The following is a 23,889-nucleotide window of genomic DNA, read 5'->3' as shown; positions in this document are numbered from 1 at the left end:
CTTTTGCTAGATCGAAAGAAATTATGATTACATAATTTCAATGCAATATAACGAAGCCTGTGTTACTTAGTAGGCTCTTGCAAATACTACGGTATGTTGTGCTTTTTCTCCACAAGCCAGGCACGTATGTTTTTCTTCCGCAGGCTGGAACGGGATGTTCCGGCTTGTAGCGCCCGTTACTTCTCTTACTTTATCTTCGCACGCTTCTGAGCCGCACCATCCTGCTAGCGTGAAACCACGTTTATTTTCCATTAACTCTTTCATCTCATCCAATGTATCTACAGAATAGAAGTTGTCCGACATAAATGTACGTGCACGCTCCAACATATCGGACTGAACTTGTGCCAGCATCGTTTGAATTTCTTCAACCAGGTTAGCCTGCTCCACAACTTTCTTCTCACCTGTAATCCGAGATACAAGAACACAAACACCGTTTTCCATATCGCGTGGCCCGATTTCAAGACGAATCGGCACACCGCGCATCTCATACTCGTTAAACTTCCAACCAGGACGTACATCGCTACGGTCATCCATTTTGACACGAACCCCAGCTTGTTTCAACTCCGCAAATAATTCATCCGCACGGCCCACAACAGCATCACGAGTTTTTGGCGGTCCAATCGGAATCATAACCACTTGAGTAGGCGCTACTTTAGGCGGCAGCACCAGACCACGGTCATCACCATGCACCATAATCAGTGCACCAATGAGACGAGTACTTACCCCCCAAGACGTCGTGTAAGCAAGCTCCAACTCATTGTTGCGGCTAAGATATTGGATTTCAAAAGCTTTTGCAAAATTCGTTCCCATATAGTGAGATGTACCTGCTTGCACTGCACGTCCATCTTTCATCATTGCTTCAATTGAGAAGGTGTCTACCGCACCGGCAAACTTCTCCGATTTTGTTTTCTGTCCTGTTATGACCGGAATCGCAAGGTATTCTTCAACCACTTCACGATAAATCTCAAGCATTTTCATCGTTTCCTCGCGCGCTTCTTCTTCCGTCTCATGTGCAGTATGTCCTTCTTGCCACAAGAACTCGCTTGTCCGAAGGAAAGGCAACGTTCTTTTCTCCCAACGCACAACGTTAGCCCACTGGTTAATCAGAACTGGCAAGTCACGATATGATTGAATCCACTTGGAGTACATGTGACCAATAATTGTCTCAGATGTAGGGCGGATTGCAAGACGCTCTTCCAACTTCTCTCCACCAGCCTCGGTAACCCACGGCAATTCAGGGTTAAAGCCCTCTACGTGCTCTTTTTCCTTCTGGAAAAAGCTCTCTGGAATAAACATTGGGAAGTATGCATTCCGGTGACCCGTTTCACGGAAACGACGATCCAGCTCATCCTTAATATGTTCCCAAATTTCAAATCCATCAGGTTTAAAAACAATACATCCGCGAACTGGAGAGTAATCCATCAGATCTGCTTTTTTGATTACATCAATGTACCAACGAGAGAAATCTTCACTCTGTGGTGTAATTTCAGTTACAAACTGTTTTTCATTTTCCTTTGACATAAGACTCCAGCGTCCTCCCATTACGACTACCTTCGACTTACCAGAAGATAGTCAAACCATATTATCCGTTAATTAAACGTAGTATATCATTATATGTTACAGCCAGCATCAGTACAAACAACATCGCAAACCCAATAAAGTGAACCATGCCTTCTCGATTCGGGTCAACCGGTCTGCCTCGCAGAGCTTCAATTCCCAAAAACACAAGGCGGCTGCCATCCAATGCTGGAATTGGCAACAAGTTGAAAATCCCTAGATTAATACTGATCATTGCACTCCAGTATAATAAACGATCCAACCCGGATTTGGCGATCTCCCCCGTTAACTCGATGGTTCTGACTGGGCCACCAATATCATCAAGAGCGAAGTTTTGTATGAGCTGTTGAAGGCCTTTGAAAATTAATTTGGATGTTTCAATCGTATACTTACCAGATAACGTGAAGGTTTCTACAAAACCAGCTTGTCTCGTAGGAAACCCTAGTGAGATCCCTACTTTACCACCTTCCTGGCCAGGCAATGAAGTCGGAGTAACCGAAACGTCAAGTTCCTTCCCATCCCGAATCACTGTCCAGTTCATAGCCTTATCTTTCGACTCAGAGATGGAAGCAATGACTTGTTGTTGGTCAATTCCAACAGACGTACCATTAATACTCTTAATGATATCTCCCTCTTTGAATCCAGCCTTCTCCGCAGGCGTGTTTGCTGAAACATCAGCTATTTTTATGTAGGAGGGATTCTCGACAGGAACACCACTTACTTGAACAAATATTGCAAACAACACAAATGCTAGAATAAAGTTCATCATCGGGCCGGCAAAAATAGCTAAGGAGCGCTGTCCAACGGTTTTACTGCTAAACCAACGATCTTTAGGAGCGATTTGCATGCTAGCATTTTTGTTTACAATAACAGCCTGAGGATGAACATCATAGTTCATGCGCTCGCCGTCAACATCAAGTTCAATTTTAAGAGCTGTTTCCAGGTCTATTTGCAGAACTTCACCTTTGATTACATTCTTGTACTTTTCAAGATTGCTCGTGAAGATTTTCTCAACCTTATCGTCCTTAATTCTAACACATATCGTTTGTCCTACATCAATCCCCGTAGTATCCGGATCTTCACCTGCCATTCTTGCATACCCACCAAAAGGAAGCAGACGGAACGTGAACTGAGTTTCACCCTTCTTATATGAAAACATTTTAGGACCAAATCCAATTGCAAATTCACGAACCAAAATACCAGCGCGCTTTGCAAAATAATAGTGGCCCCATTCATGAATGGCTACAATAACAAAGAACATCATGAATATATAGAACGCGATTTTAAGAGTCTCCAACAAACACTACACCTCCTTAACTTATTATGCATGCTCTAGAATAACATTATTCTTAATTAAATACCAAGAAGTTTTTTAAGCCCCAGTAAACGCACCAAGTACTGGAATCTCCAATGATAGAACAGAAGGAATTTCAGGATTATTCAGTCGTAATAGTCCATAACCTAAGCCTGCCACTCCCGTCATCAGCCCTAATTGGAAGTCTCTCGCCGAAATACTATTATACTTCAAGCATATTTCAACGCCAAGTTCTTGTAGTGAAAATCTCGATCCCTTGGTGACCCATGACAACGATAGATCGATTCAATCCCCTTCATCTATTTAATCCGTTTATCACGGCAATGGTAGTCTTTGGATCTCTTCCTTGGTTGTGCACGCTTATTGGACTAATCCTTTGTCCACCACCTAAATAGAGTACGCATACAGTACGACCTTTAGAATGAGATTCGCCAACACTTGTAAAAATCCTCTCAGTACACGCGACTCTATGCTCGTTCCTTTTATAAGGTATCTATTTTCTTGGGCATGTGAATTAGGATTTCTGTATGATATTCGATGAATTTCTTCATTTTGTCGATCATTAATTGAGCTTACATAAGGTGCATGACTAAATCGGATCGACATATGCTCTATTCTATAATAATACAGCATAATGATCATGATAGCGATTTTCAGAGTTCTCGACGTTGGGCAAGCCGGTTAACTTTGAAATGTACAACTCATAATTAATATTTGGATGCTCATGTATAGCAATTTTGAATTTAACTCTTCATACCAATGATGCTTCAATACATCTTTATTTAAATTGATTGAACCAAACACTAATTTAATTAAATTTGACATAAAAAGGTCACCCCTTTAGATCAGCTATTGATCTTAAAAAGTGACCTTCTTTCGGTTGCTATTTTCTTAAGCTATAGTCTCTCAGTCTATCATCCGACACAGCCTATCGTTTTGCATGAAAGAACATACTAACAAAAGAGTTGTACAACTATAAAGTGTTTAGAAACGCAACTCATTGGCTAGCTTACGAGAAGTTTCATCAGCATCCAGAATTTCTTCCAAACTTGGATTTTGAATGTTACTATGCTTTTCCAGGATCTTCTCAATCGTATACTCTATTTGTAAAAAGGAGATCTCGCCTTTTAGAAATCTCGCTACAGCAATTTCATTGGCCGCATTGAAAGCAGTTGGTGCAGTTCCTCCAAGTTTACCAGATTCGTATGCCATTCTTAAACAAGGGAAGCGCTCCATATCCATCTCACGAAAATTCAACTTCCCCACTTGAGCTAAGGATAGACGTGTCGCCTGCGATGGTAAGCGATCAGGATAAGTTAACGCATATTGGATTGGCACACGCATATCTGGATTACCTAACTGAGCAATTATGCTAGTATCCTCAAACTCAACAAATGAGTGGATAATGCTCTCAGGGTGGAGCACTACATTAATCTGGTCGTATGGAAGTCCAAATAACCAATGTGCTTCAATAACTTCCAGTCCTTTATTCACCATTGTTGCGGAATCAATCGTAATTTTGGAACCCATCGACCAATTCGGGTGTTTCAGGGCATCCTCTACAGTAACCTCTTTGAGTTGTTCACGCGTTAAATCGCGGAAAGACCCTCCGGAAGCGGTAAGTGTAATCCCCAGCAATTGCTCCCGTTTCTCTCCATTCAAACATTGGAAGATAGCAGAGTGTTCACTATCCACGGGCAAGAGCGAAACTCCCTTTGCCGCTGCTTTTGACGTAACGATATGGCCTGCTGTAACTAAGGTCTCTTTGTTCGCTAAACCAATCTGTTTTCCAGCTTCAATGGCAGCTAAAGTAGACTCCAGTCCCAGACTTCCCACTACTGCTGTTACAACTGTGTCCGCTTCTGTAGCTGCAGCAATTTCGACTAATCCTTCTTTACCGTGAAAAACCTGCGTTCCTGCAGGAATTAGGGGTGCAATATAGTCTGCCAGTTCTTTGGAGCCAACAGAAACTTTCTTCGGTTTGTAACGCTTCGTTTGCTCAATGAGCAGCTCCGCATTCCCACCTGCAGCAAGCCCTTCCACTTGAAATAACTCAGGATGCATATCTACTACATCAAGTGTCTGAGTTCCAATTGAGCCCGTTGACCCAAGAATCGCAATTTTCTTCATGCTGCACCTCATCTTCATTTATCCAATGCACGTGTAGTGAAATGACGACTCATTACACCTGTCTTGTTTGCAAAATTAATAGGGCAGTAGCATCAGTATATGTATGAACGGAAAAACGACGATCCAACTGTCGCACCGATCCAAAATGCCACCATGCCCCGGTAGCAACGTACCGGAATCCTTAATATTATAAACCCGTTTGTACGCAGATTGAATGAGATCTCCCATCTGACCTACTACAGCACAAGCGACTCCAATTAATATCGCTCTTGGCCAGGTAAGCATACCGTCGGATACTCCTGCAAAAACGAGCGAGGTTATAATGGCAATGATGATACCACCTAGTGCACCCTCCACCGTTTTGTTAGGACTAATTGAAGGCCACAATTTGTTTTTGCCAATCAGCTTTCCGACAAAATAGGCTCCTGCGTCGCTTGCCCAAATAGAGCCCAGCAGTAGAAAAGTCCAAAACAACCCATGTTGAAGATGTCTTGACTCCGCAATGTAATAAAAGCCAATACCAATGTACAACACACCAAGAAAGAGCATCGCAACGGTATTAACCGGAATCTTATTTTTAGTAATGACCGATGCCGCCATGAATACCAACATCACGAGCCAGCCGATCTGAAATAGAGTCAGCGGTCTGGCTTCCCATACCATTTCCCAAGGAAATACAAGCGAAAAAACGCCTACGTATCCAATTAGAGCTACACCTGAAAAAGGCTGTACTCCCGTCATTTTCACAAATTCATAGTAACCGATGAGAGCCATCACTAATACCAAGCCATGATACCAGGGTCCGCCTAGCAAGCAAAAACCCAAAAACAAAACACCTGCTATTATTCCTGTCGTTAATCGCTGTTTCAACGGCTTCATCCTCCATCTATTTCAAACCGCCGTAACGCCTTGTTCTGCGCTGATATTCGGCTACTGCTTCAATCAAATGCTGCTTGCCAAATTCGGGCCAGTATATATCCGTAAACCATAGTTCGCTATAAGCAAGTTGCCAGAGCATGAAATTGCTGAGTCTGAGCTCTCCGCTTGTTCGAATCAACAGATCCGGGTCAGGCATATCACTCGTTAACATATGTCTGTCAATGAGCTCCGGTGTAATCTCCTCTGCAGACAGTTCCCCCGACTGAACCTGTAGAGCTATTTTTTTAACACAGTCTGTCATTTCCCTGCGGCTTCCATAATTCATTGCAAAGTTTAGCACAAGGCCCGTGTTATGTTCTGTAAGACGTATAGCTTCACGTAAAGCATTAATGGTATGAGAAGGTAAATGTTCCTCCTGACCCATCATCCGAATCTGCACGTTCTTTTCGATAAGCTCATCCAGCTCAATCGCCAAAAACTCTTGCGGAAGTCGCATCAGAAAATCCACTTCTTCTTTTGGACGCGTCCAGTTTTCTGTCGAAAAAGCATACATCGTCAGATATTTGATGCCCAGTTCATCCGCCGCGATGGTCGCACGTTTGACTGCCTTCATCCCATTCTGATGCCCAGCTATGCGCGGAAGGCCGAGACGTTTGGCCCATCGTCCATTTCCGTCCATAATAATAGCTACATGCTGCGGGATATTATCCTCGGATATAGTCAGCGTTTCCTGCTTTTCAGCCCCATTCCACCACGACCGAACCCGTTTGATCATTCCTGTTCCTCCAAAATCCCTGAAGTTTCTTCACCTGAAGCTTAAAAAAGAGACAAAACCCCACCGGATCGGAGGGGCTGCGCTTGTCTTACACTTCCATGATTTCTTTTTCTTTGGCAGCGAGTACCTTATCGACTTCAGCAATAAATTTATCTGTCGATTTTTGAATATCGTCTTGATGTCTCCGGGACTCGTCCTCAGAAATATCTGACTTCTCCATTTTTTTGATATCATCGTTAGCATCACGGCGGATGTTACGAATCGCCACTTTGCCCTCTTCACCAAACTTTTTAGTCAGCTTCACAAGCTCTGCTCTGCGCTCTTCCGTAAGTGGCGGAATAGACAGACGAATCATGTTGCCGTCGTTTGCTGGTGTAAGTCCAAGATCCGACTTCATGATCGCACGCTCGATATCACTCATGGATGACTTATCCCATGGTTGGATCATCAGTGTACGTGTATCCGGTGTACTGATATTAGCAAGCTGATTAAGTGGTGTCATTGCACCATAATACTCTACCTGAACCCGATCCAGAAGAGCTGGAGTAGCACGCCCTGCACGCAAAGTGGCAAGATCACGTCGTAACGCTTGAATTGCTTTTTCCATACGTTCTTCGGCATGTTTTTTAACCGCTTGTGGCATTAATCTACACTCCCTTTAACGATTGTTCCGATGCGTTCACCTAGAACAACACGCTTGATGTTACCTTGTTCTGTAATAGCAAAGACGATCAACGGAATGTTGTTATCCTTACACAGTGAGGATGCCGTCGAATCCATTACACCAAGGTCTTTGTTGAGAATATCCATATAAGTCAACTGATCAAATTTCACAGCTGTGCTGTCCTTAAACGGATCGGCTGAATAAACACCATCCACTTTATTCTTAGCCATCAAGATGACTTCTGCTTCGATCTCCGCTGCGCGCAGTGCTGCTGTTGTATCTGTGGAGAAGAACGGGTTACCTGTACCTGATGCAAAAATAACGACCCGGCCTTTCTCAAGATGACGAATAGCTCTACGACGAATGTAAGGCTCTGCAATTTGTTGCATAGCAATAGATGTTTGAACCCGTGTTGGGACTTCAATCTGTTCCAATGCATCTTGCAGTGCCAGCGAGTTCATTACAGTCGCCAGCATACCCATGTAATCTGCAGTTGCTCGATCGATGCCATTTTCACTACCAGCAATACCGCGCCAGATGTTTCCGCCGCCACATACAATAGCAACCTGCACACCTAGTTCAACGACTTCTTTTACTTGTTGCGCAATGGACGAAATCGTCTCTGCATCAATACCATAGCCATTTTGACCGGAGAGAGACTCTCCGCTGACTTTTAAGACAACACGTTTAAATACTGGCTGTTCCAATTGTTCACCCTCCACTTTAAATTGAACACCCTGCGGCATTCAACCAACAAAACTTCTCGCGCACGGCCTCCTGCTTAAAAAGAAAGGAACACAGTAGTGTTCCGCTCTTTTAGGAAAAACGATCGACCGGTAAGGCACTGTTTTCCTGAGATATAAGGGAGTTTGCGCTTCGAAGTTTCATCATTCTTATATCTTCGAAAATCAATCCTGCTTGCCGGTTTAAATAACCGTCTTATTTGTTTACTTGGGACATAACTTCTTCTACGAAGTTATCAACTTTTTTCTCAAGACCTTCACCCAGTTCGTAACGAACGAAACGACGGATGGAGATGTTTTCACCAATTTGGCTGATTTTTTCATTCAACAATTGGGAAATTGTTTTGTCTGGATCTTTAACAAAAGTTTGTTCCATCAGGCAATATTCTTCGTAGTATTTACCGATACGGCCTTCAACCATTTTTTCAATGATTTTTTCTGGTTTACCTTCGTTAAGAGCTTGAGCTTTCAAGATTTCTTTTTCTTTTTCCAGCTCATCTGTAGGAACTTCTTCGCGTGTAACATATTTAGGATTAGCTGCAGCGATTTGCATTGCTACGTCTCTAACGAAATCCTTAAATTGATCTGTTTTACCAACGAAGTCAGTTTCGCAGTTAACTTCAACCAAGACACCGATACGTCCGCCAGCGTGGATGTAAGATTCTACAGCGCCTTCAGTAGCTGCACGACCTGCTTTGCTTGCTGCTGCAGAAAGACCTTTTTCACGCAACAATTCAGCCGCTTTCGTTACATCACCGTTTGCTTCTTCCAGTGCTTTTTTACAATCGAGCATACCAGCGCCCGTTCTTTCGCGAAGTTCTTTTACTGCACTCGCATTAACTGCCATTATAAATTCCCTCCAGATTAAGTATTGTACGTACACTCTAAAAAAAGGGCAGTGAGAGGTTATCCACCTACCAACCACCCTTTTCATTTAATTCATGAATTATGTTCGAAACTATTAAGCGGAAGTTTCTTCGCCTTGGTTAGCTTCGATAACAGCGTCAGCCATTTTACCTGTCAGCAATTTAACAGCGCGAATCGCGTCGTCATTACCTGGGATAACATAATCGATCTCGTCTGGATCGCAGTTAGTATCAACGATACCAACGATTGGGATACCCAATTTGCGAGCTTCAGCAACAGCGATACGCTCTTTGCGTGGATCGATGATGAACAGGGCGCTTGGCAGGCCTTTCATATTTTTAATACCGCCCAAGAATTTCTCAAGACGATCTTTTTCTTTGCGAAGCAAGATAACTTCTTTTTTAGGCAATACAGCGAAAGTACCGTCTTCTTCCCAAGCTTCCAACTGTTTCAAACGATCAATACGTTTTTGAATAGTTGAGAAGTTAGTCAGGGTACCACCCAACCAACGTTGGTTAATGTAGAACTGACCAGCGCGTTCAGCTTCTTCTTTAACAGAATCTTGAGCTTGTTTTTTAGTACCAACGAAAAGAATAGTACCATTCTCGCCTGCGATTCCTTTAACAAAGTTGTAAGCCTCTTCGACTTTTTTCACTGTCTTTTGCAAGTCAATGATATAAATTCCGTTTCTTTCAGTGAAGATATAACGATCCATTTTTGGGTTCCAACGACGTGTTTGGTGACCGAAGTGTACCCCAGCTTCGAGAAGCTGCTTCATGGAGATTACTGCCATCTTCACACACCTCCTAGTATGGTTTTTATTGTGTCCTCCGCCGGCATCATTTTTCGCCAAGACTCTCCAATAAGGAAAGCACCCTTAACGAAATTAGCACATGCGTGTGTTTTAACACCGTTATCTAATATAGCACAATCGCCTAATCGTTGCAACTATCTTTCAAACAAAATACGATATTTTTAGCATATTATTCTGAACTATCCCAAGCCTTGATACAAGCAGAGATAGGAACAACGAATCGCAGTCAAATTAAAAATATAAAGAACCGTCCTGCCTGAGGGTCTCAGCGTGACGGTTCTTTGGTAATTTTGGCGATAATGGACTTAAAGCTTTCGCCCTTTTCCAGCGCATAAGTGCCAACTTGTATTTTCGTGTTAATTCGTTCCGCACGGCCTGCTTGAATGAATGCTTCTGCATCATCAACGATGCCCGATTTCTCCAGATTCTCTGCTACCATTGCCAAGCTGTTACCTGAACGGACTTTAAACGATACCGTAGCGCCTTTTGGCGTTACCGGAGTTGAGGGCTCTGTTGATTTGGGCTGATTAACCTGAGTCTGTTTGTCAGTAGATGCAGGCTTTTCAGGATTCGCAGGTATGCTTGGCGTCTCTACAGTCTCCGTGTCCTTGGGAGGCTCTGCTGTAGTACCTTGTAGTTCACTGCTCTCCTGTGTTTTCTTCTGTGCCCATTCTGTTTCCGTGAACAACTCTTCATCCGAATCTACGAGTCTCATATCCAAGTTTTTCGCAGCCACTTCCAATTGTTCTTTCGTTAGATCTGCAACGACTTGATCGGTATCCAAAGCGCTATCCGATAATGCATTTTGACCTACTGTAGCAAGCTGCAGCAAAACAGCTCCAACAATCATGCCACTTCCAAGTCCGATCCATAAGGAGCGCTTATCCATCCTCTAGCTCTCCTCCCGTTCTGCGAGTTGAAGTATTAATTGAACTTCCCCACGCTGTATACCTGTTTGCTTCGTAATTGCGTCGATTGACTTACCCTCTGCATACAAATTAAAGAGTTCTGCGTACCGAACTTTGATCGACTCTCCAACGGTTGACGTTGCTTGGTCGTGTGGCTGATTTTCCAGTTCAGCAATCGACTCAGCTGCCTCCACTCTTACGCTCTCTACCAGTCCTTGAGCCTGAAGTCCATTGGTACTGTGTACCGTAGACAGATGGGAGACTGAGTTCGGCTCAACCGCTTTGCTCTGTTCTAATTGCTCAAGACGTTGTTGCATCTCTTCCAGTTGCAACTGCATACGCTGATCTGCAGCTATAGCCTCCCCCTTCATTTCAGCAACACGCTGAATGAGGGCATCATTATCGTTTTCCATCTCAGTCATATAGTGTTCAAGCGTGGATTCCATCTCCTGCACCAGTTGATTCCCGTGCTCCTGTGACTTGTCTTTCTTAGGCATAATCAAGGCATATGCAATTGCACAGGCACCTAATATGACAATAATAATCCATGGTGACAAATTCGGTTCTCTCCTTTTGATGCAGCAGTCGATGCGCCAGACTTCTTCTCTATGCAAGTTTCCACTCATGTTTTACTTCGTTATCCAAAGCAAAACTATGGTGATTCTTCTCCTGAGCTACGTTATAAGGAAAAATCAATATGTTTTCCTTTGTACGGGTGTTCAGCCGGTTTAACATTCTCTTGATTCTCAGAAGATTCTGGTTCCTGTGAACCATTTTTCTGCTCTGAATCATGACTATAATTATCACGCAATGCAGCGTTAGATGTTTCATCCATCGCCTCACTTCGATGCCTGGCCGCCTCAGCTTCCTTGGCTGTTTGTTCTGCGAGCAAACTCTGGTCGATGACCGGCCGCTGTTGATATTCATTTTGATAACGACCGGCCTCACTCGTCCTTGGTACGGCAATCTGCAACTCAACCGCTTTGAAACTCATACGCTCACCTCACGGTTTCGAATGGATTCTTGATCTGCTTGAATGCTGTACTTACACGTAAGGAACCATCGAAATATCACCATCATGATAATAAAATGAAATTCTACTCACTGGATCTTTAATAAATTTGGTGTATCTGCCGATAACTATTTTAGAGCCACCATAAATCATCTTGAGAATGTCTACACGAGCCCTACTCGTATCCTCAAGTGCCTTTTCGATTTCAAAGATTCGTGTCTTTGTTTCTTCATTAAGACGCATGGATGATTTCTGTGTGGCTGTCAGTTTAATTCGCATAGACATTTTATCAGGACTTAGTTGTCCTGCTGCTGCCAGTTGGTCCAATAGAGTCAGAGCTTTCTTCGTTTTATCCAACGAATCCATCTGTTCTCGTATGACTTTGCGGAGATCGTTCAATTCATTACGTAGTCTAGGCAGAACACCAACTTCAATGGAAGTAACGGTAGACATGCTATTACCCACAATACGTGCTGATACCTTTTCACCAGCTTGAATAGAGCCACCAACAATAAGCCCTTTTGTCCCAGCACAGATTACTTCTCTGCCTGCACGAATAATAGAATGCATAATACTTTGTGAAACGAGGACATCTTCACCGGCATCCACGTTGCCTTCTTGAATAAAACTACATTTAACGTTATGCCCAGCATGTACAAGCCCTTTGTTATATCCGATTATCCCACCCGTGATTTCGACCGAGCCGCCTGCTTCTAACTCGGCACCTTCGACGCCACCAACAACCCGGATATCACCAGCAGCTTTCACCTTAAAGCCGGTTAGGACATTACCGCGTATAACCACTGTCCCGACAAAATCAATGTTTCCGATGTTATAGTCCACATCACCATTAATTTCATATACGGGGAATACATTTAGTTTATTGCCTTCTGTTTTGGTAACCAACCCATCCAGTGCAGCATACATTGCGGTTCCATCTGGATTAACAACTACATTTTTCCCAACTTTAAAACGCGCTTCCTTACCAGGGCGAAAAGGGATTTCAACATCCGTTACTGCCCTACCTACTATGCCATCCATAGGAGGAATTCGTTCTGCAATAATCTGACCTGCTCGAACATTATTAAGGCGTGTCACTTCTTTGTAATCCACCGTACCATCTTCCGATTCCTGTGGTCGACGCTCATTGGAATCGTCCATGCCTACGAGTACCTTGATGTATCCATCTTCGCCCGCTACAGCAGCAATGCCCTCGGCAATTTTACACTGATTATTGAGATAGGTTTCCGGATGACTTGCGAATGAAAGCAATGCCTCTCGTAAAATACCATACTTGATCCCTTTACTATCAATATATTGCTCGAGTTCATCTAAAGTGAAGGTAAAGCCCTCTTCCAATTTGGAAACTTCAAGGTAGGCCGTGCTTTTATCTTCCGATAAAATAATGCTCAAGCATTGTTCCAAAGCAATTCGCTGTGTCAATGCAGTTCTTCCTCCTTTTAGACTTTCCACTCCCTATAATCCAGCATAACTCTCTCTATTAATCTTTACGTAGTAATAGATCCTTCTGTTTATCTAACGTTCCTCTAAGTCTTAAAATTGCCTTAGAGTGAAGCTGGGAAATTCGTGATGGAGACAAGGACATAACCTCGGCAATCTCGCTAAGAGACAGATCTTCATAATACAAAAGGGAAACCACGGTGCGCTCTTTAACAGTCAGCTTCTCAAGACCCTGAACCAAGGCTTCTTTTAAATAAAACTCATTGACCTTATAATCAGGATTTTTCGCCTTTTCGTCAACCATTAAAGATAGACGTGTCTCGGATTCTTCTTCTCGAATAGGGTCTTCAAGTGAGCAAAGTGACATCACCGCAACCTCCTGAAGCATGTGTTGGAAATCCTTTGTAGACACATCCAGATACGCACTCATTTCTTCATCACTTACGGATCTTAGATACGATTGTTCCAGTTGCTGATACGCGTCTTCGATACGTTTGGCTTTCTCCCTCACGGAACGTGGGACCCAGTCCCCTTGTCTTAGTCCATCGAGTATCGCACCCCGAACACGCCAAGAAGCGTACGTTTCAAACTGAAGCCCTCGTTCATAATCGAACTTTTCCAACGCATCTATTAAACCCATAACACCATTGCTTTCCAAATCATCTTTGGGAACGTTTTTGGGCAATCCGACTGCTAGTCGTCCAGATACATAATTGACAATATGAAGATACTTCTCGATTAAGTTTTTCTTGGCTTCAAGATCTCCATGTTCCTTCCACTTTTCCCACAGATCTGCATGGTTCAAATGTGAAGCTTTACGCTCGTTCAATTGATTTCACCCTCCTTATTTGTCTGTCAGGTGACGAACGGCCTGCGCCAATTCTTCCGGCTCTTTGGTCCGAACGAGTTTAGGCGGATCCAATGGGGCAAAACCCGTTGGAGCTTTCGTCTCAGATGGCGGAAGATCTTCCCCGGAGGAGGCGTTCTGTCCGTTTTTGAGCAAATCGTTTAGCTCTTGACCATCGTCTTCGAGTTTAATGTCCACCTGCGAACCTCTTAATTCTTGACCGTTTAGGGGATCATAATCGAATCCCTTGCTATCTAAGGATGGAGTCAGCAGCAATCCCAATCCCCAGCGTAGTGCATAAGCAAGGGCAAACCAGGCTACAAATCCGATTAACCCGCGAATTAAACTGGTCATCAACACATTGCTGCTGTAAGCTACAAAAAAAGTCAGAATAAATCCGACTATGCCTGCTCCAAGATTAATGCGGTAGTTTCCTATCATATTGGTTATAGTTCCTTTACACCCATTTGTACACTTCTAATAGTTAAAAGTCCAGTCTCACAGTCCATTTCAATAGTTCGTCCATAGTTGCCGCCCGTATCTTCAGCCAGAAGAGGAATACCGAGCTTTTGTAACCATTCCCGACAAGAATCAGCATTTCGCGGTCCAATGCGCATAGTGTCACCAGCTCCCGAAAAAGCAAACATCTGTGACCCTCCCGCCATTTTGGACACGATACGTGATCGAGAAGCGCCGAGCTTAACCATCTTCTCCAATAACTCAGGCAATGCCGTATCCGCATATTTGGCTCTATTCAAATTCCCCTCACGGGCAATATCTGAAGTAGGGAGCATGACATGCGCCATTCCGGCCAGCTTCAATTGTGGGTCATACATTGTTAAGCCCACGCATGAACCAAGGCCAGTCGTACGGATTATGCCAGGAAGATGAGCAATATTCAAATCCGCCATACCGACTTTAACGACGCTTTTATCTTCAATCATGATCTAGCGGCACCCCTAATGATTCGAATATCTTTGCAAATGATGTCGGATCGGGAATGAGGAAGAACTGACCTTCCACTTCATCTTGTCCTTCAAAGAACGATGTGTCAATCAGCAATGCAGCATCGCCCATTTCACCAAATTGCAATAGACCATAACTGAGAATGGCACCTGCCATATCAATGGCAAGTCCTGGAACCGTTGGATACATGGACAGTTTCGTGAAATCCGCAAGTGAAGATAAATATGACCCAGCCAATATGTTTCCAATCTCGGACAGAGCAGATTGTTCCATATCTGTGAAGTCAAACCCTTCCCTGAAGTCAAAACCAGCAAGACGATTAAGCAACATCTTAGCTGCTTCAGGTGTCATCATGAAAAACAGATTACCTGGTGCTTCGCCTTCGACACGTAAGAAAACAGTAACGACAATTCGTTCATCTCCGCCTACTTTCTCAGAAACGTCTTCAAAAGGAAGCATTTGTACCGTTGGAACGCCCATGTCAATCGGTCTATTAAGGAGCTGGGACAACGCCGTTGCGGCGTTGCCTGCTCCTATGTTACCGACCTCTTTGAGCACATCCATCTGGAATCCCTCAAATCGGTTGAATAGTTCCACGGAGTTATCCCTCGACACTTTCCAGCTGAACGACTTCGCTTTTATTTAAGACTTCATGCAGGTTCAACATGATTAGTAAACGTTCATTTTCAAGCTTCGCTACACCACGGAGATATCTAGCCTTAACACCACCAACCACTTCAGGCGGGCTATCAATTGAACTGCTCTTAATATCAATAACATCATTAGCAGCGTCAACGATAAAGCCTACTTGCATATCGCCTACACCTACAATGACAATACGTGTTTGATCGGTATATTCCGTTTCTGGCAATGAGAAGCGACCACGCAAATCAATAACAGGGATAACAACCCCGCGTAGATTGATAACCCCTTTAACAAAAGAGAATGTTTTTGGGACACGTGTAATTGGCATCATGCGCTCAATCGTCTGAACTCTCTCAACTTCAATGCCGTATTCCTCTGATCCTAACTTAAAGACGATAACTTTCAACTCTTCTTCCATGTAAAAAACCTCCCTATTAGATGTAGAGCTTAAACATAATTGGTTTATTTGATGAATGCGTTAGGATCAACAATCAGAGCGACTTGTCCATCTCCAAGGATCGTTGCTCCTGAAATGCCTTCAATCGCAGGAAGATAAGTTCCCATCGATTTGAGGACAATCTCGCTTTGTCCAATGAATTCCTCAACAGAAACGGCTGCAAGTCGATCTCCTTTGCGGATTACAACAATTTCCGTTTCTTTCTCTGCTGCATCATTGAAGTCTGGTACAGAGAACACTTCATTTAATGAGAGATATGGAATCAATGACTCACGGAACGTAATCATTTTGTTGCCATGAATATTGCGAACTTGTTCACGTTGCACAATGGCTGTCTCTACAATGGAGGACAATGGAATAGCATATTTCTCTGAACCCACTCGTACAAGCATTGCTGCAATAATGGATAAGGTCAATGGAAGTTGAACAGAGAAGTTGGTTCCTTTTCCAGGTGTGGAGTGAATGGTTACATTTCCGCCAAGGGAAGTGATTTTTGATTTAACAACGTCCAATCCAACTCCACGTCCAGAAATATCGGAGATCACATCAGCCGTACTGAAACCAGGTGCGAACAACAGTTGATTGACTTCATCGTCACTCATTTTGGCACCTTGTTCTTCTGTAACAACACCTCTGGAAATGGCTGTTTTCAACAGTTTCTCACGATAGATCCCTTTACCGTCATCTTCAATCTCGATGAATACATGGTTACCGCTATGGAATGCACGCAGGTTTACGGTTCCCATCTCTGGTTTACCTGCCGCTACACGTTCTGCAATCGACTCAACACCATGGTCAACTGCGTTACGCAACAAGTGCACCAACGGGTCGCCAATCTCATCAATAACAGTACGATCCAATTCTGTTTCGGCACCCGTAATCACTAGATCGATTTTTTTATCTAGTGTTTTTGCTAGGTCACGAATCATACGAGGGAACCGGTTGAATACCGTATCCACAGGAACCATCCGCAGCTTCAGTACAATATTTTGCAAGTCTGTGCTGACTCTGCTCAGGTGAGCTACCGTATCCGACAGATCATTGTTTCCGGTCTCACTAGCCAACTGTTCTAGTCGTGAACGGTCGATCAACAACTCACTGAACAGATTCATAAGTACATCCAGTCGTTCAATATCTACACGAATTGTACGTGAAGGAGCTGCCGCTTGCTTCGGTGCCGCTGCTTTAGTTTCGGCAGGCTTCGCTTCTGCTTTAGGTGGAGCTTCTTTCACCTGGGATGCCGCAATTGCATCGTTTACAGCAACGACTTCAGCTTCGGCTGCAACGGCTGCCTGGTTCGTCATCTGCTCCAGTGTTTCTTGATCCAACTGAATCACTTTTGCACTTTCAATTTCAGATATACTTAAAATTCCTTGTTCAAGTTCCTGCGCTTCTTTGGTTGTTATGTAATATAACGAGAAATTGCGCTCAAACTTCTCTTGTTCGATATCCTGAACGGATGGGAATGCTTTTACAACCTCACCGGAGCGTTCTAACAGGTCAAATACCATGTAAGCACGTACGCCTTTTAACTGGCTATGTTCACTTACTAGCACCTCAATGTAGAATACACGATGTCCTTCAGCAATGGATTGATCCAGTACTGAATATTGGAACTCATCCAGTTGCACTGCAGCTAAGGTTTCAGGAACCGTCGTTTGATCTACGGCTGCTGCTGGCGTATCGCCTCCAGTCCATTCGCCACTTTCAATCGCTTGAAGTGAAGTAACGATTGCGGAGACATCCGCTTTACCTTCTCCACCATTTGTAATATCCTGAACCATTGTTTCGAGCGCATCTAAACTTTTAAATAGCGTGTCAAAGATAAAATCTTGCATTTTCAACTTCTCATTACGCACCATATCTAACACATTCTCCATCTTGTGTGTCAGTGATGCCAAATCTTCAAAGCCCATTGTTGCAGCCATACCCTTCAGGGTATGAGCTGAACGGAATATAACCTGAACGATTCCTAAATCCTCCGGGTTACCCTCGAGTTGTAGCATGTTTTCATTAAGCGACTGCAGATGATCATTAGACTCATCAATAAACATGGATAAATATTGGTTCATGTCCATTGTGAGGCACCTCCTCCATGAGTTTCACTCCATTTATTTCACAGCTTGAACAAGTTTTGGCGCAATCTCCTGCAAAGGCAGGAGATGCCGTACGCATTGCAGCTCTACAGCAGAACGCGGCATTCCATATACAACACATGTTTCTTCATTCTCTGCAAACGTTGAAGTGACACCTGATTCGTATAATTTCTTCATCATACGAGCCCCGTCACTTCCCATCCCAGTCAGTAAGACCAAATGACGCTGCAGCGATGTGTGCGGCAAAAGAGATTCAAACATCGTATCGACTGATGGTCTATGGCCATTAACCGGATGTTCCTCTGTAAGCTTCAGAATGAATTTGCCATCCGACGTTCTGTTTACTTTGATGTGATATCCGCCAGGAGCAATATACGCTGTTCCTTTTTTCAGAATCATTCCTTCTTCGGCTTCAACCACATGAAGTGGACTGAACGTATTTAATCGCTGGGCAAGTGATCTGGTGAAATTGGGTGGCATGTGCTGCACAATAATCACAGGAGCCGGAAGATCAGCAGGCAACTGCTCTAGCAACGTTTTGAGAGCCCTTGGCCCACCTGTTGAGCACCCAATCGCTACAAGCTTGTTAAATCCAACCTCTAAGGACGGTACACCTCGTTGCTTAGGAGCTACTCGACTTTCAGGTGTATTCCCCGAGATAGACGTAGCAGCCACTTGGTCGGCCGCCACACGTTGAATACGTGCGGATCGGATTTCCTTGGTCGGTGTAGCAGGCTTGTTCGGTCTCAACTCTTTAATTTCTTTAGGTTCAAGCTTGCGATCTGAACTCTTAGAAACCTCTGTCTTTTGTTCCACACGTGCTGGCTTTTGACTCAGTAGCGGTGTGTTCTTCGGTATAACTTTGGACTGAACAGAGGGAGTTTGTTCACTGCTCGCTCGTTTTTCAAGTTTTGCAGGTTCTATTTTTTTCTGGTCAAGTTCCCTACGCGACGGTACAGCGGCTACATCCCGCTGTATTCGCTGAGATTGATTCATCAGGTTACCCTGAGCCTCCTCTCGTTTCTGCAGGGACGCCTCACGGTTCGCTTTTCGTGCAACCTCATTCATTGCTGCTCTCATACGCTCAACCAATGCTTTCCCTACCTGGGCAATATCTTGATCATGCGATATAGATGGCTTACGAATAAAGTCAAATGCCCCGGCCTCCAGAGCCATAATGGTCTCTTTCATGCCTTGTTCATTAATACCCGATAACATAATAACTGGAACATACGATTGCTTCATGATACCCTGCAATGCATCAAGACCGTTCATCTCAGGCATCTCAACATCCATAGTTATAATATCGGGCTTTACATCCAATACTTTTTGAATAGCTTCTTTCCCGTTTGCTGCTGTTGCTGCCACCTTGAATTCCGAATCCGCTTCAATTAAATCTGAAACAATCTTACGCATAAAAGCGGAATCATCGACAACCAATACTTGATACACCGCCATGTTGTTCACCCCTGTTTCCTTTTTTCAGAAATCACGTTGTCTTCTTAAGCCACTTTCTCATAAATCCTCTGATTCCTGTCAAGGTTTCGGATCCGGTTGTAGTAGGTACAGCCAAATAACGAAGAGCAAGTCGCGTTATGTCTCTTGATGCCTTGGTATTTGGGAATGCTAGGCTAAAAGGCACCTGCCTTTTAACCGCCTTTACCACCTGGATATCTTCTGAGATGTACCCTAGAAGTGGGATATCCGTCTGCAAAAAACGCTTTGCTACTCCAGCTATCTTCTCTGCCACTCGCTGCGCCTCTTGTTCGTCTTCCACCCGGTTAACGATCATTCGAAAGGGTGTAGCATTTTCTTGGCCATGCATAACTTTAACTAAAGCATAAGCATCGGTTATTGAGGTCGGTTCAGGTGTGGTTACGATTAAGCATTCATCAGCAGCACCAATAAATTTCATATTTTCTCTTGAGAGTCCGGCTCCTGTATCAAAGATCACGTAATCCATTTCCTGGGCAATCTCTTCTACTTGTTGTGCAAAAAACTCAAGATCTCGGTCAGACAACGAAAACAACTCTTTCATTCCCGAACCACCTGCGATATATGGCAGACCACCTGCACCAAGCTGGATAATTTCCTGAATGGATTTCTGTCGATACAATAAATGATACAGATTATAGGGAGAAGAAGTTCCCATCAATATGTCAATATTAGCCATCCCTATATCTGCATCAAAAACGAGTACTTTCCTTCCTAAGGATTGCAAGGCCAGCGCGAAATTCAAAGTGAAATTTGATTTTCCAACTCCACCTTTTCCACTGGCAATGGTAATAATTTTGGAGGAACGTTTCGCTGGATCGACTCCGTTTATACCATCTCGGGAAGGAACCATGCTTCTGAGTGAGGCTGCCTGGTCTTTCATTATGCTCGCTCTCCCAACAATTGTTTCGTGAGCGCTCTCGCCTCAGGTTTCAGCAGATCATCAGGAACATTTTGTCCATTCGTGACATACGCGAGTTTTAGCGGGAACTGATATAACAGGTTAAACATGGATCCACAACTGCCTGTTTCGTCCATCTTCGTGAAAATTACCTTGTCCAGACCATACTTGCTAAAGTGTTCTGTGATCTGAACCATATCTGTACTTTTGGATGTCATGCTCATAACCAAAAAGGTTTCACTGTTCTCAACCGGAGCCAATAGGCTTTGTAACTCGGAAACTAGTAGCTCATTCCGATAATTTCTTCCGGCCGTGTCCATAAAGATCAGATCACATTCCTGTAGTCGAGATATGGCTCGCTGGGTATCACCGGGAGATTGTACCACTTCAAGCGGAACATTCAAGATAGAAGCATACGTTCTAAGTTGCTCCACTGCCGATATCCGGTAAGTGTCGGAAGTGATGAATCCAACTTTCCGATGGTTCTTAAACATCTGCTCTGCAGCCAACTTGGCAATGGTGGTTGTTTTCCCTACCCCCGTGGGTCCAGCTACATACACGATTCGAGTGGTAGAAAGAATACCCTCAGCGATTCGATCTTTCAAGAAATGAGCAATTTCTTGTTCAATGGCATCATGAATGTTACCTTCATTCAACTCGTTCTCCGTGATTTGTCGCTGTACAACTTCAATCCAAGATTCCGATACATCTGCCCAAACTTCTTGCGAGTTCAGACGATCTCTTACGAGGCGAAGTTGTTCTGGTAAATTGTCTTCCGCGACTCCTAGTTTGGATATCTTGGACATCATCTGTTTCAGATCTTGCAGTTCAGACATCAGTTGTTGTTGATCTAAGTTATTGCCCTGCTGTATAGAGGGAGAGCTTGAACCCGAAAAATCCGCCCCTTCCGGTCGCGGTTTATAATCGAGGTTCAAATCAGATTTGCTCTTATCTGTGTTTGAATCAAGCTGACTCGATTCAAACACAGGATTAGCATCCGCACGTTCTTCAGTTAACGAATGATCGGTTGGCTTAGAAGCTGGCGCATCTGAAGCCTTATCAAACGTACGAGCTGTTTGACGGTAGGCTTCAGGAACAAAAGCCCGTGGTACAGGTGCAAACTGAGGTTGAGTTTTCTTCTTCGCTTCTTTTTTCTCTTCCTTATCAACTGCAGCTACAACTTCTATCCTCTTTTTGCGAAACATACCGAGTACCCCGCCTACCTTAATCTCTTTGGTAGACAAGATAACGGCATCACTTCCCAAGTCTTTACGAATTTGAAGCATCGCTTCGGGCATGGTCTCAACAACGTATTGTTTTACTCTCATAAGTTCACCACCCCGACACTTTGGATTTCAACATTCGGTTCCAACTCGCTATAGGAAAGCACCGGTATGTCCTGCATAGTACGTTCAATCACTTGCCGCAAGTACATCCGAATCGTTGGAGATGTTAATACTACTGGTTGCTGACCTGACTGAATCAATCGATTCACCTGTTCTGTCAGCTTTTGATAGACACTCTGTGTAGAAACTGGATCTAACGCAAGATAGCTACCTTGATCCGATTGTTGTACAGACTCTGCAATCTTTTTCTCCAAGCCAGGCCCGACCGTGATGACTCTTAACGTCTCACCTTTTTGCGAGAACTGCTGCGTAATCTGACGTGAGAGCGATTGTCTTACATACTCAGTCAGAACGTCTGGATCTTTGGTATACGTACCATAATCAGCTAGTGTCTCAAAGATGGTAACCATGTCTCGTATGGATATTTTCTCGCGCAATAGTTTGGCAAGTACTTTTTGAACATCACCAATAGCTAGAACGGAAGGAATCAATTCATCCACAAGAGCAGCATAATTTTCTCTGAGATTATCCACAAGAGCTTTCGTTTCTTGTCTACCAAGCAATTCATGTGCGTGTTTCTTAATCAATTCAGTCAAATGTGTTGCTACTACCGAGGGAGGATCAACGACGGTATAACCAGCAAGCTCTGCTCTGTCTTTGGTCAGCTCGTCAATCCACAAAGCTGGAAGTCCAAAGGCAGGCTCTGTCGTCTCAATACCGGTTACAGATTCTTCTTCATACCCTGGGCTCATCGCCAAGTAATGATTCAGAAGCAGCTCACCACCACCCACAACATTACCTTTGATTTTGATCACATATTCGTTAGGTCTTAATTGAATGTTGTCTCGAATACGAATGACAGGAACCACTAAACCCAGTTCAAGCGCACACTGTCTACGAATCATAATAATCCGATCCAACAAATCTCCACCTTGCTGATTATCAGCAAGTGGAATCAATCCATACCCGAATTCGAACTCGATCGGATCCACTTGAAGAAGGTTAATCACACTCTCAGGGCTTCTAACTTCTTCGATCTGTTGCTCCTCCTCCAACTGCTCTTCAGCCACTTGCTTGGATTTCAGCGTATTCTGCATCTTCCAGGCGGTAAAAGCAAGTAAAGCGGCTAAAGGTAATGTAGTAATAACATGAATTGGTGTGAAGAAGCCCAACATGGCAATGACAAAAGCTACAATATAAATGAGCGTCGGGTATGTAAATAATTGCCCCGTAATATCATCCGCAAGATTTCCTTCTGATGACGCTCGTGTAACAATCAGACCGGCAGCCGTTGAGATAAGAAGCGCAGGAATTTGACTTACCAGACCATCCCCGATGGTCAACACGGAGTAAGTAGAAAGTGCATCGCCAAAGGCCATTCCGTGTACGGTCATTCCGATAATAAATCCGCCAATGAGATTGATAATGAGGATAATGATACTCGCAATCGCATCCCCTTTAACGAATTTACTTGCTCCATCCATAGCTCCGTAAAAGTCAGCTTCTCGTTCAATCTTAGTACGACGTTCACGGGCTTGCTGCTCGTTAATTAGACCTGCATTCAAATCCGCATCAATACTCATTTGTTTACCAGGCATCGCATCGAGAGTAAAACGAGCTGCAACCTCAGCTACACGCTCGGAACCCTTTGTGATAACGATAAACTGAACTACAACGAGGATCAGGAACACGATAAATCCTATTGCAATCTGTCCACCCGCAATCCAGCTACCGAAGGTCGCTACGACCGATCCCGCATCCCCTTCACCAAGGATCAATTTGGTTGTTGAGATGTTCAGCGCTAGTCGGAACAACGTTGTAATCAACAACATCGCCGGGAAGATCGAGAACTGGAGTGCTTCTTTGCTGTTCATCGCAACGAGCAAAATCATGAGCGCAATTGAAATGTTGATAACGAGTAGCATGTCCAACAACCAGGTTGGGATCGGGAGAATCATCATCAATACGATGCCGATGATACCCGCAAGGACAGCAATATCTTTAGTTTTCAA

General features: G+C 43.9%; 24 protein-coding genes. All 24 read right to left on the bottom strand.

The annotated features are described in order from the left end of the window. Nucleotides 1-66: 66 nt before the first annotated feature. The gene (proS, locus tag ASD24_RS22300; protein ID WP_056700651.1) at nt 67-1,521 is read right to left on the bottom strand and encodes a proline--tRNA ligase; all 1,455 of its coding nucleotides are present in this window, start codon (nt 1,519-1,521) and stop codon (nt 67-69) included. Nucleotides 1,522-1,582: 61 nt separating this feature from the next. Further along, nucleotides 1,583-2,854, bottom strand: coding sequence for an RIP metalloprotease RseP (gene rseP, locus ASD24_RS22295; protein WP_056701163.1), 1,272 nt, complete (start codon nt 2,852-2,854; stop codon nt 1,583-1,585). A 75-nt stretch (nt 2,855-2,929) separates the two neighbouring features. Next, a complete protein-coding gene (locus ASD24_RS30420) occupies nt 2,930-3,085 on the bottom strand; it encodes a lanthionine synthetase LanC family protein (protein ID WP_162248967.1) in 156 nt (51 codons plus the stop codon). A 771-nt stretch (nt 3,086-3,856) separates the two neighbouring features. Next, a complete protein-coding gene (locus tag ASD24_RS22290) occupies nt 3,857-5,002 on the bottom strand; it encodes a 1-deoxy-D-xylulose-5-phosphate reductoisomerase (RefSeq protein WP_056700648.1) in 1,146 nt (381 codons plus the stop codon). A gap of 75 nt (nt 5,003-5,077) precedes the next feature. Beyond that, nucleotides 5,078-5,872: a phosphatidate cytidylyltransferase gene (locus ASD24_RS22285; RefSeq protein WP_056700647.1), complete on the bottom strand. Its 795-nt coding sequence runs from the start codon at nt 5,870-5,872 to the stop codon at nt 5,078-5,080. 16 nt (nt 5,873-5,888) lie between these two features. After that, a complete protein-coding gene (locus ASD24_RS22280; protein ID WP_056700645.1) occupies nt 5,889-6,656 on the bottom strand; it encodes an isoprenyl transferase in 768 nt (255 codons plus the stop codon). An 88-nt stretch (nt 6,657-6,744) separates the two neighbouring features. Beyond that, on the bottom strand, nt 6,745-7,299 hold the full coding sequence (frr, locus tag ASD24_RS22275; RefSeq protein ID WP_056700643.1) for a ribosome recycling factor: 555 nt from the start codon (nt 7,297-7,299) through the stop codon (nt 6,745-6,747). Continuing rightward, nucleotides 7,299-8,027, bottom strand: coding sequence for a UMP kinase (gene pyrH / locus ASD24_RS22270; protein ID WP_056701161.1), 729 nt, complete (start codon nt 8,025-8,027; stop codon nt 7,299-7,301). Before pyrH ends, frr begins: the two co-directional genes overlap by 1 nt. Before the next feature lie 232 nt (nt 8,028-8,259). Further along, complete coding sequence (gene tsf, locus ASD24_RS22265; protein ID WP_056700641.1) at nt 8,260-8,910, bottom strand: translation elongation factor Ts; 651 nt, start codon at nt 8,908-8,910, stop codon at nt 8,260-8,262. Between the two features lie 114 nt (nt 8,911-9,024). Then, nucleotides 9,025-9,723: a 30S ribosomal protein S2 gene (rpsB, locus tag ASD24_RS22260; protein WP_024630243.1), complete on the bottom strand. Its 699-nt coding sequence runs from the start codon at nt 9,721-9,723 to the stop codon at nt 9,025-9,027. A gap of 286 nt (nt 9,724-10,009) precedes the next feature. Beyond that, the gene (locus ASD24_RS22255; protein WP_056700639.1) at nt 10,010-10,633 is read right to left on the bottom strand and encodes an endolytic transglycosylase MltG; all 624 of its coding nucleotides are present in this window, start codon (nt 10,631-10,633) and stop codon (nt 10,010-10,012) included. Between the two features lie 3 nt (nt 10,634-10,636). Further along, complete coding sequence (locus ASD24_RS22250; protein ID WP_056700638.1) at nt 10,637-11,209, bottom strand: hypothetical protein; 573 nt, start codon at nt 11,207-11,209, stop codon at nt 10,637-10,639. 122 nt (nt 11,210-11,331) lie between these two features. Continuing rightward, complete coding sequence (locus ASD24_RS22245; RefSeq protein WP_056700637.1) at nt 11,332-11,646, bottom strand: hypothetical protein; 315 nt, start codon at nt 11,644-11,646, stop codon at nt 11,332-11,334. A gap of 51 nt (nt 11,647-11,697) precedes the next feature. Beyond that, nucleotides 11,698-13,107 carry a DUF342 domain-containing protein gene (locus tag ASD24_RS22240; RefSeq protein WP_056700635.1) on the bottom strand — a complete coding sequence of 470 codons (1,410 nt, stop codon included), beginning with the start codon at nt 13,105-13,107 and terminating at the stop codon, nt 11,698-11,700. Between the two features lie 58 nt (nt 13,108-13,165). Further along, on the bottom strand, nt 13,166-13,954 hold the full coding sequence (locus tag ASD24_RS22235; RefSeq protein ID WP_056700634.1) for a FliA/WhiG family RNA polymerase sigma factor: 789 nt from the start codon (nt 13,952-13,954) through the stop codon (nt 13,166-13,168). A 15-nt stretch (nt 13,955-13,969) separates the two neighbouring features. Then, nucleotides 13,970-14,413: a hypothetical protein gene (locus ASD24_RS22230; RefSeq protein WP_056700631.1), complete on the bottom strand. Its 444-nt coding sequence runs from the start codon at nt 14,411-14,413 to the stop codon at nt 13,970-13,972. 5 nt (nt 14,414-14,418) lie between these two features. Further along, a complete protein-coding gene (locus ASD24_RS22225; RefSeq protein WP_056700629.1) occupies nt 14,419-14,916 on the bottom strand; it encodes a chemotaxis protein CheD in 498 nt (165 codons plus the stop codon). Continuing rightward, entirely contained in the window at nt 14,909-15,502 is a 594-nt protein-coding gene (locus ASD24_RS22220; protein WP_156395532.1) for a chemotaxis protein CheC, read from the bottom strand. The genes ASD24_RS22225 and ASD24_RS22220 overlap by 8 nt, the downstream gene beginning before the upstream one ends. A 37-nt stretch (nt 15,503-15,539) precedes the next feature. Next, nucleotides 15,540-16,001 (bottom strand): chemotaxis protein CheW, encoded by a 462-nt coding sequence (locus ASD24_RS22215; protein ID WP_056700626.1) that lies wholly within the window; start codon nt 15,999-16,001, stop codon nt 15,540-15,542. Between the two features lie 44 nt (nt 16,002-16,045). Then, nucleotides 16,046-18,118, bottom strand: a complete 2,073-nt coding sequence (locus ASD24_RS22210) for a chemotaxis protein CheA (RefSeq protein ID WP_056700624.1) — start codon at nt 18,116-18,118, stop codon at nt 16,046-16,048. Between the two features lie 33 nt (nt 18,119-18,151). Further along, on the bottom strand, nt 18,152-19,594 hold the full coding sequence (gene cheB, locus ASD24_RS22205; RefSeq protein ID WP_056700622.1) for a chemotaxis-specific protein-glutamate methyltransferase CheB: 1,443 nt from the start codon (nt 19,592-19,594) through the stop codon (nt 18,152-18,154). 31 nt (nt 19,595-19,625) lie between these two features. Further along, on the bottom strand, nt 19,626-20,513 hold the full coding sequence (locus ASD24_RS22200) for a MinD/ParA family protein (RefSeq protein WP_056700621.1): 888 nt from the start codon (nt 20,511-20,513) through the stop codon (nt 19,626-19,628). Beyond that, a complete protein-coding gene (gene flhF / locus ASD24_RS22195; RefSeq protein ID WP_056700619.1) occupies nt 20,513-21,859 on the bottom strand; it encodes a flagellar biosynthesis protein FlhF in 1,347 nt (448 codons plus the stop codon). The genes ASD24_RS22200 and flhF overlap by 1 nt, the downstream gene beginning before the upstream one ends. After that, complete coding sequence (flhA, locus tag ASD24_RS22190) at nt 21,856-23,889, bottom strand: flagellar biosynthesis protein FlhA (RefSeq protein ID WP_056700617.1); 2,034 nt, start codon at nt 23,887-23,889, stop codon at nt 21,856-21,858. Before flhA ends, flhF begins: the two co-directional genes overlap by 4 nt.

It is taken from the genome of Paenibacillus sp. Root52, assembly GCF_001426865.1.
In the GTDB taxonomy this organism is placed as follows: Bacteria; Bacillota; Bacilli; order Paenibacillales; family Paenibacillaceae; genus Paenibacillus.
This window is presented reverse-complemented; position numbering and strand designations above follow the sequence as displayed.

Bases quoted from the DNA above. Each gene is read 5' to 3' on its own strand.
- flhF (WP_056700619.1), bottom strand. From the start codon at position 21,859: ATGAGAGTAAAACAATACGTTGTTGAGACCATGCCCGAAGCGATGCTT.
- ASD24_RS22215 (WP_056700626.1), bottom strand. From the start codon at position 16,001: ATGGAAGAAGAGTTGAAAGTTATCGTCTTTAAGTTAGGATCAGAGGAA.
- ASD24_RS22225 (WP_056700629.1), bottom strand. From the start codon at position 14,916: ATGATTGAAGATAAAAGCGTCGTTAAAGTCGGTATGGCGGATTTGAAT.
- rpsB (WP_024630243.1), bottom strand. From the start codon at position 9,723: ATGGCAGTAATCTCCATGAAGCAGCTTCTCGAAGCTGGGGTACACTTC.
- ASD24_RS22280 (WP_056700645.1), bottom strand. From the start codon at position 6,656: ATGATCAAACGGGTTCGGTCGTGGTGGAATGGGGCTGAAAAGCAGGAA.
- ASD24_RS22230 (WP_056700631.1), bottom strand. From the start codon at position 14,413: ATGATAGGAAACTACCGCATTAATCTTGGAGCAGGCATAGTCGGATTT.
- ASD24_RS22210 (WP_056700624.1), bottom strand. From the start codon at position 18,118: ATGGACATGAACCAATATTTATCCATGTTTATTGATGAGTCTAATGAT.
- frr (WP_056700643.1), bottom strand. From the start codon at position 7,299: ATGCCACAAGCGGTTAAAAAACATGCCGAAGAACGTATGGAAAAAGCA.
- ASD24_RS22245 (WP_056700637.1), bottom strand. From the start codon at position 11,646: ATGAGTTTCAAAGCGGTTGAGTTGCAGATTGCCGTACCAAGGACGAGT.
- ASD24_RS22290 (WP_056700648.1), bottom strand. From the start codon at position 5,002: ATGAAGAAAATTGCGATTCTTGGGTCAACGGGCTCAATTGGAACTCAG.
- proS (WP_056700651.1), bottom strand. From the start codon at position 1,521: ATGTCAAAGGAAAATGAAAAACAGTTTGTAACTGAAATTACACCACAG.
- ASD24_RS22220 (WP_156395532.1), bottom strand. From the start codon at position 15,502: ATGGATGTGCTCAAAGAGGTCGGTAACATAGGAGCAGGCAACGCCGCA.
- cheB (WP_056700622.1), bottom strand. From the start codon at position 19,594: ATGGCGGTGTATCAAGTATTGGTTGTCGATGATTCCGCTTTTATGCGT.
- ASD24_RS22200 (WP_056700621.1), bottom strand. From the start codon at position 20,513: ATGAAAGACCAGGCAGCCTCACTCAGAAGCATGGTTCCTTCCCGAGAT.
- tsf (WP_056700641.1), bottom strand. From the start codon at position 8,910: ATGGCAGTTAATGCGAGTGCAGTAAAAGAACTTCGCGAAAGAACGGGC.
- ASD24_RS22255 (WP_056700639.1), bottom strand. From the start codon at position 10,633: ATGGATAAGCGCTCCTTATGGATCGGACTTGGAAGTGGCATGATTGTT.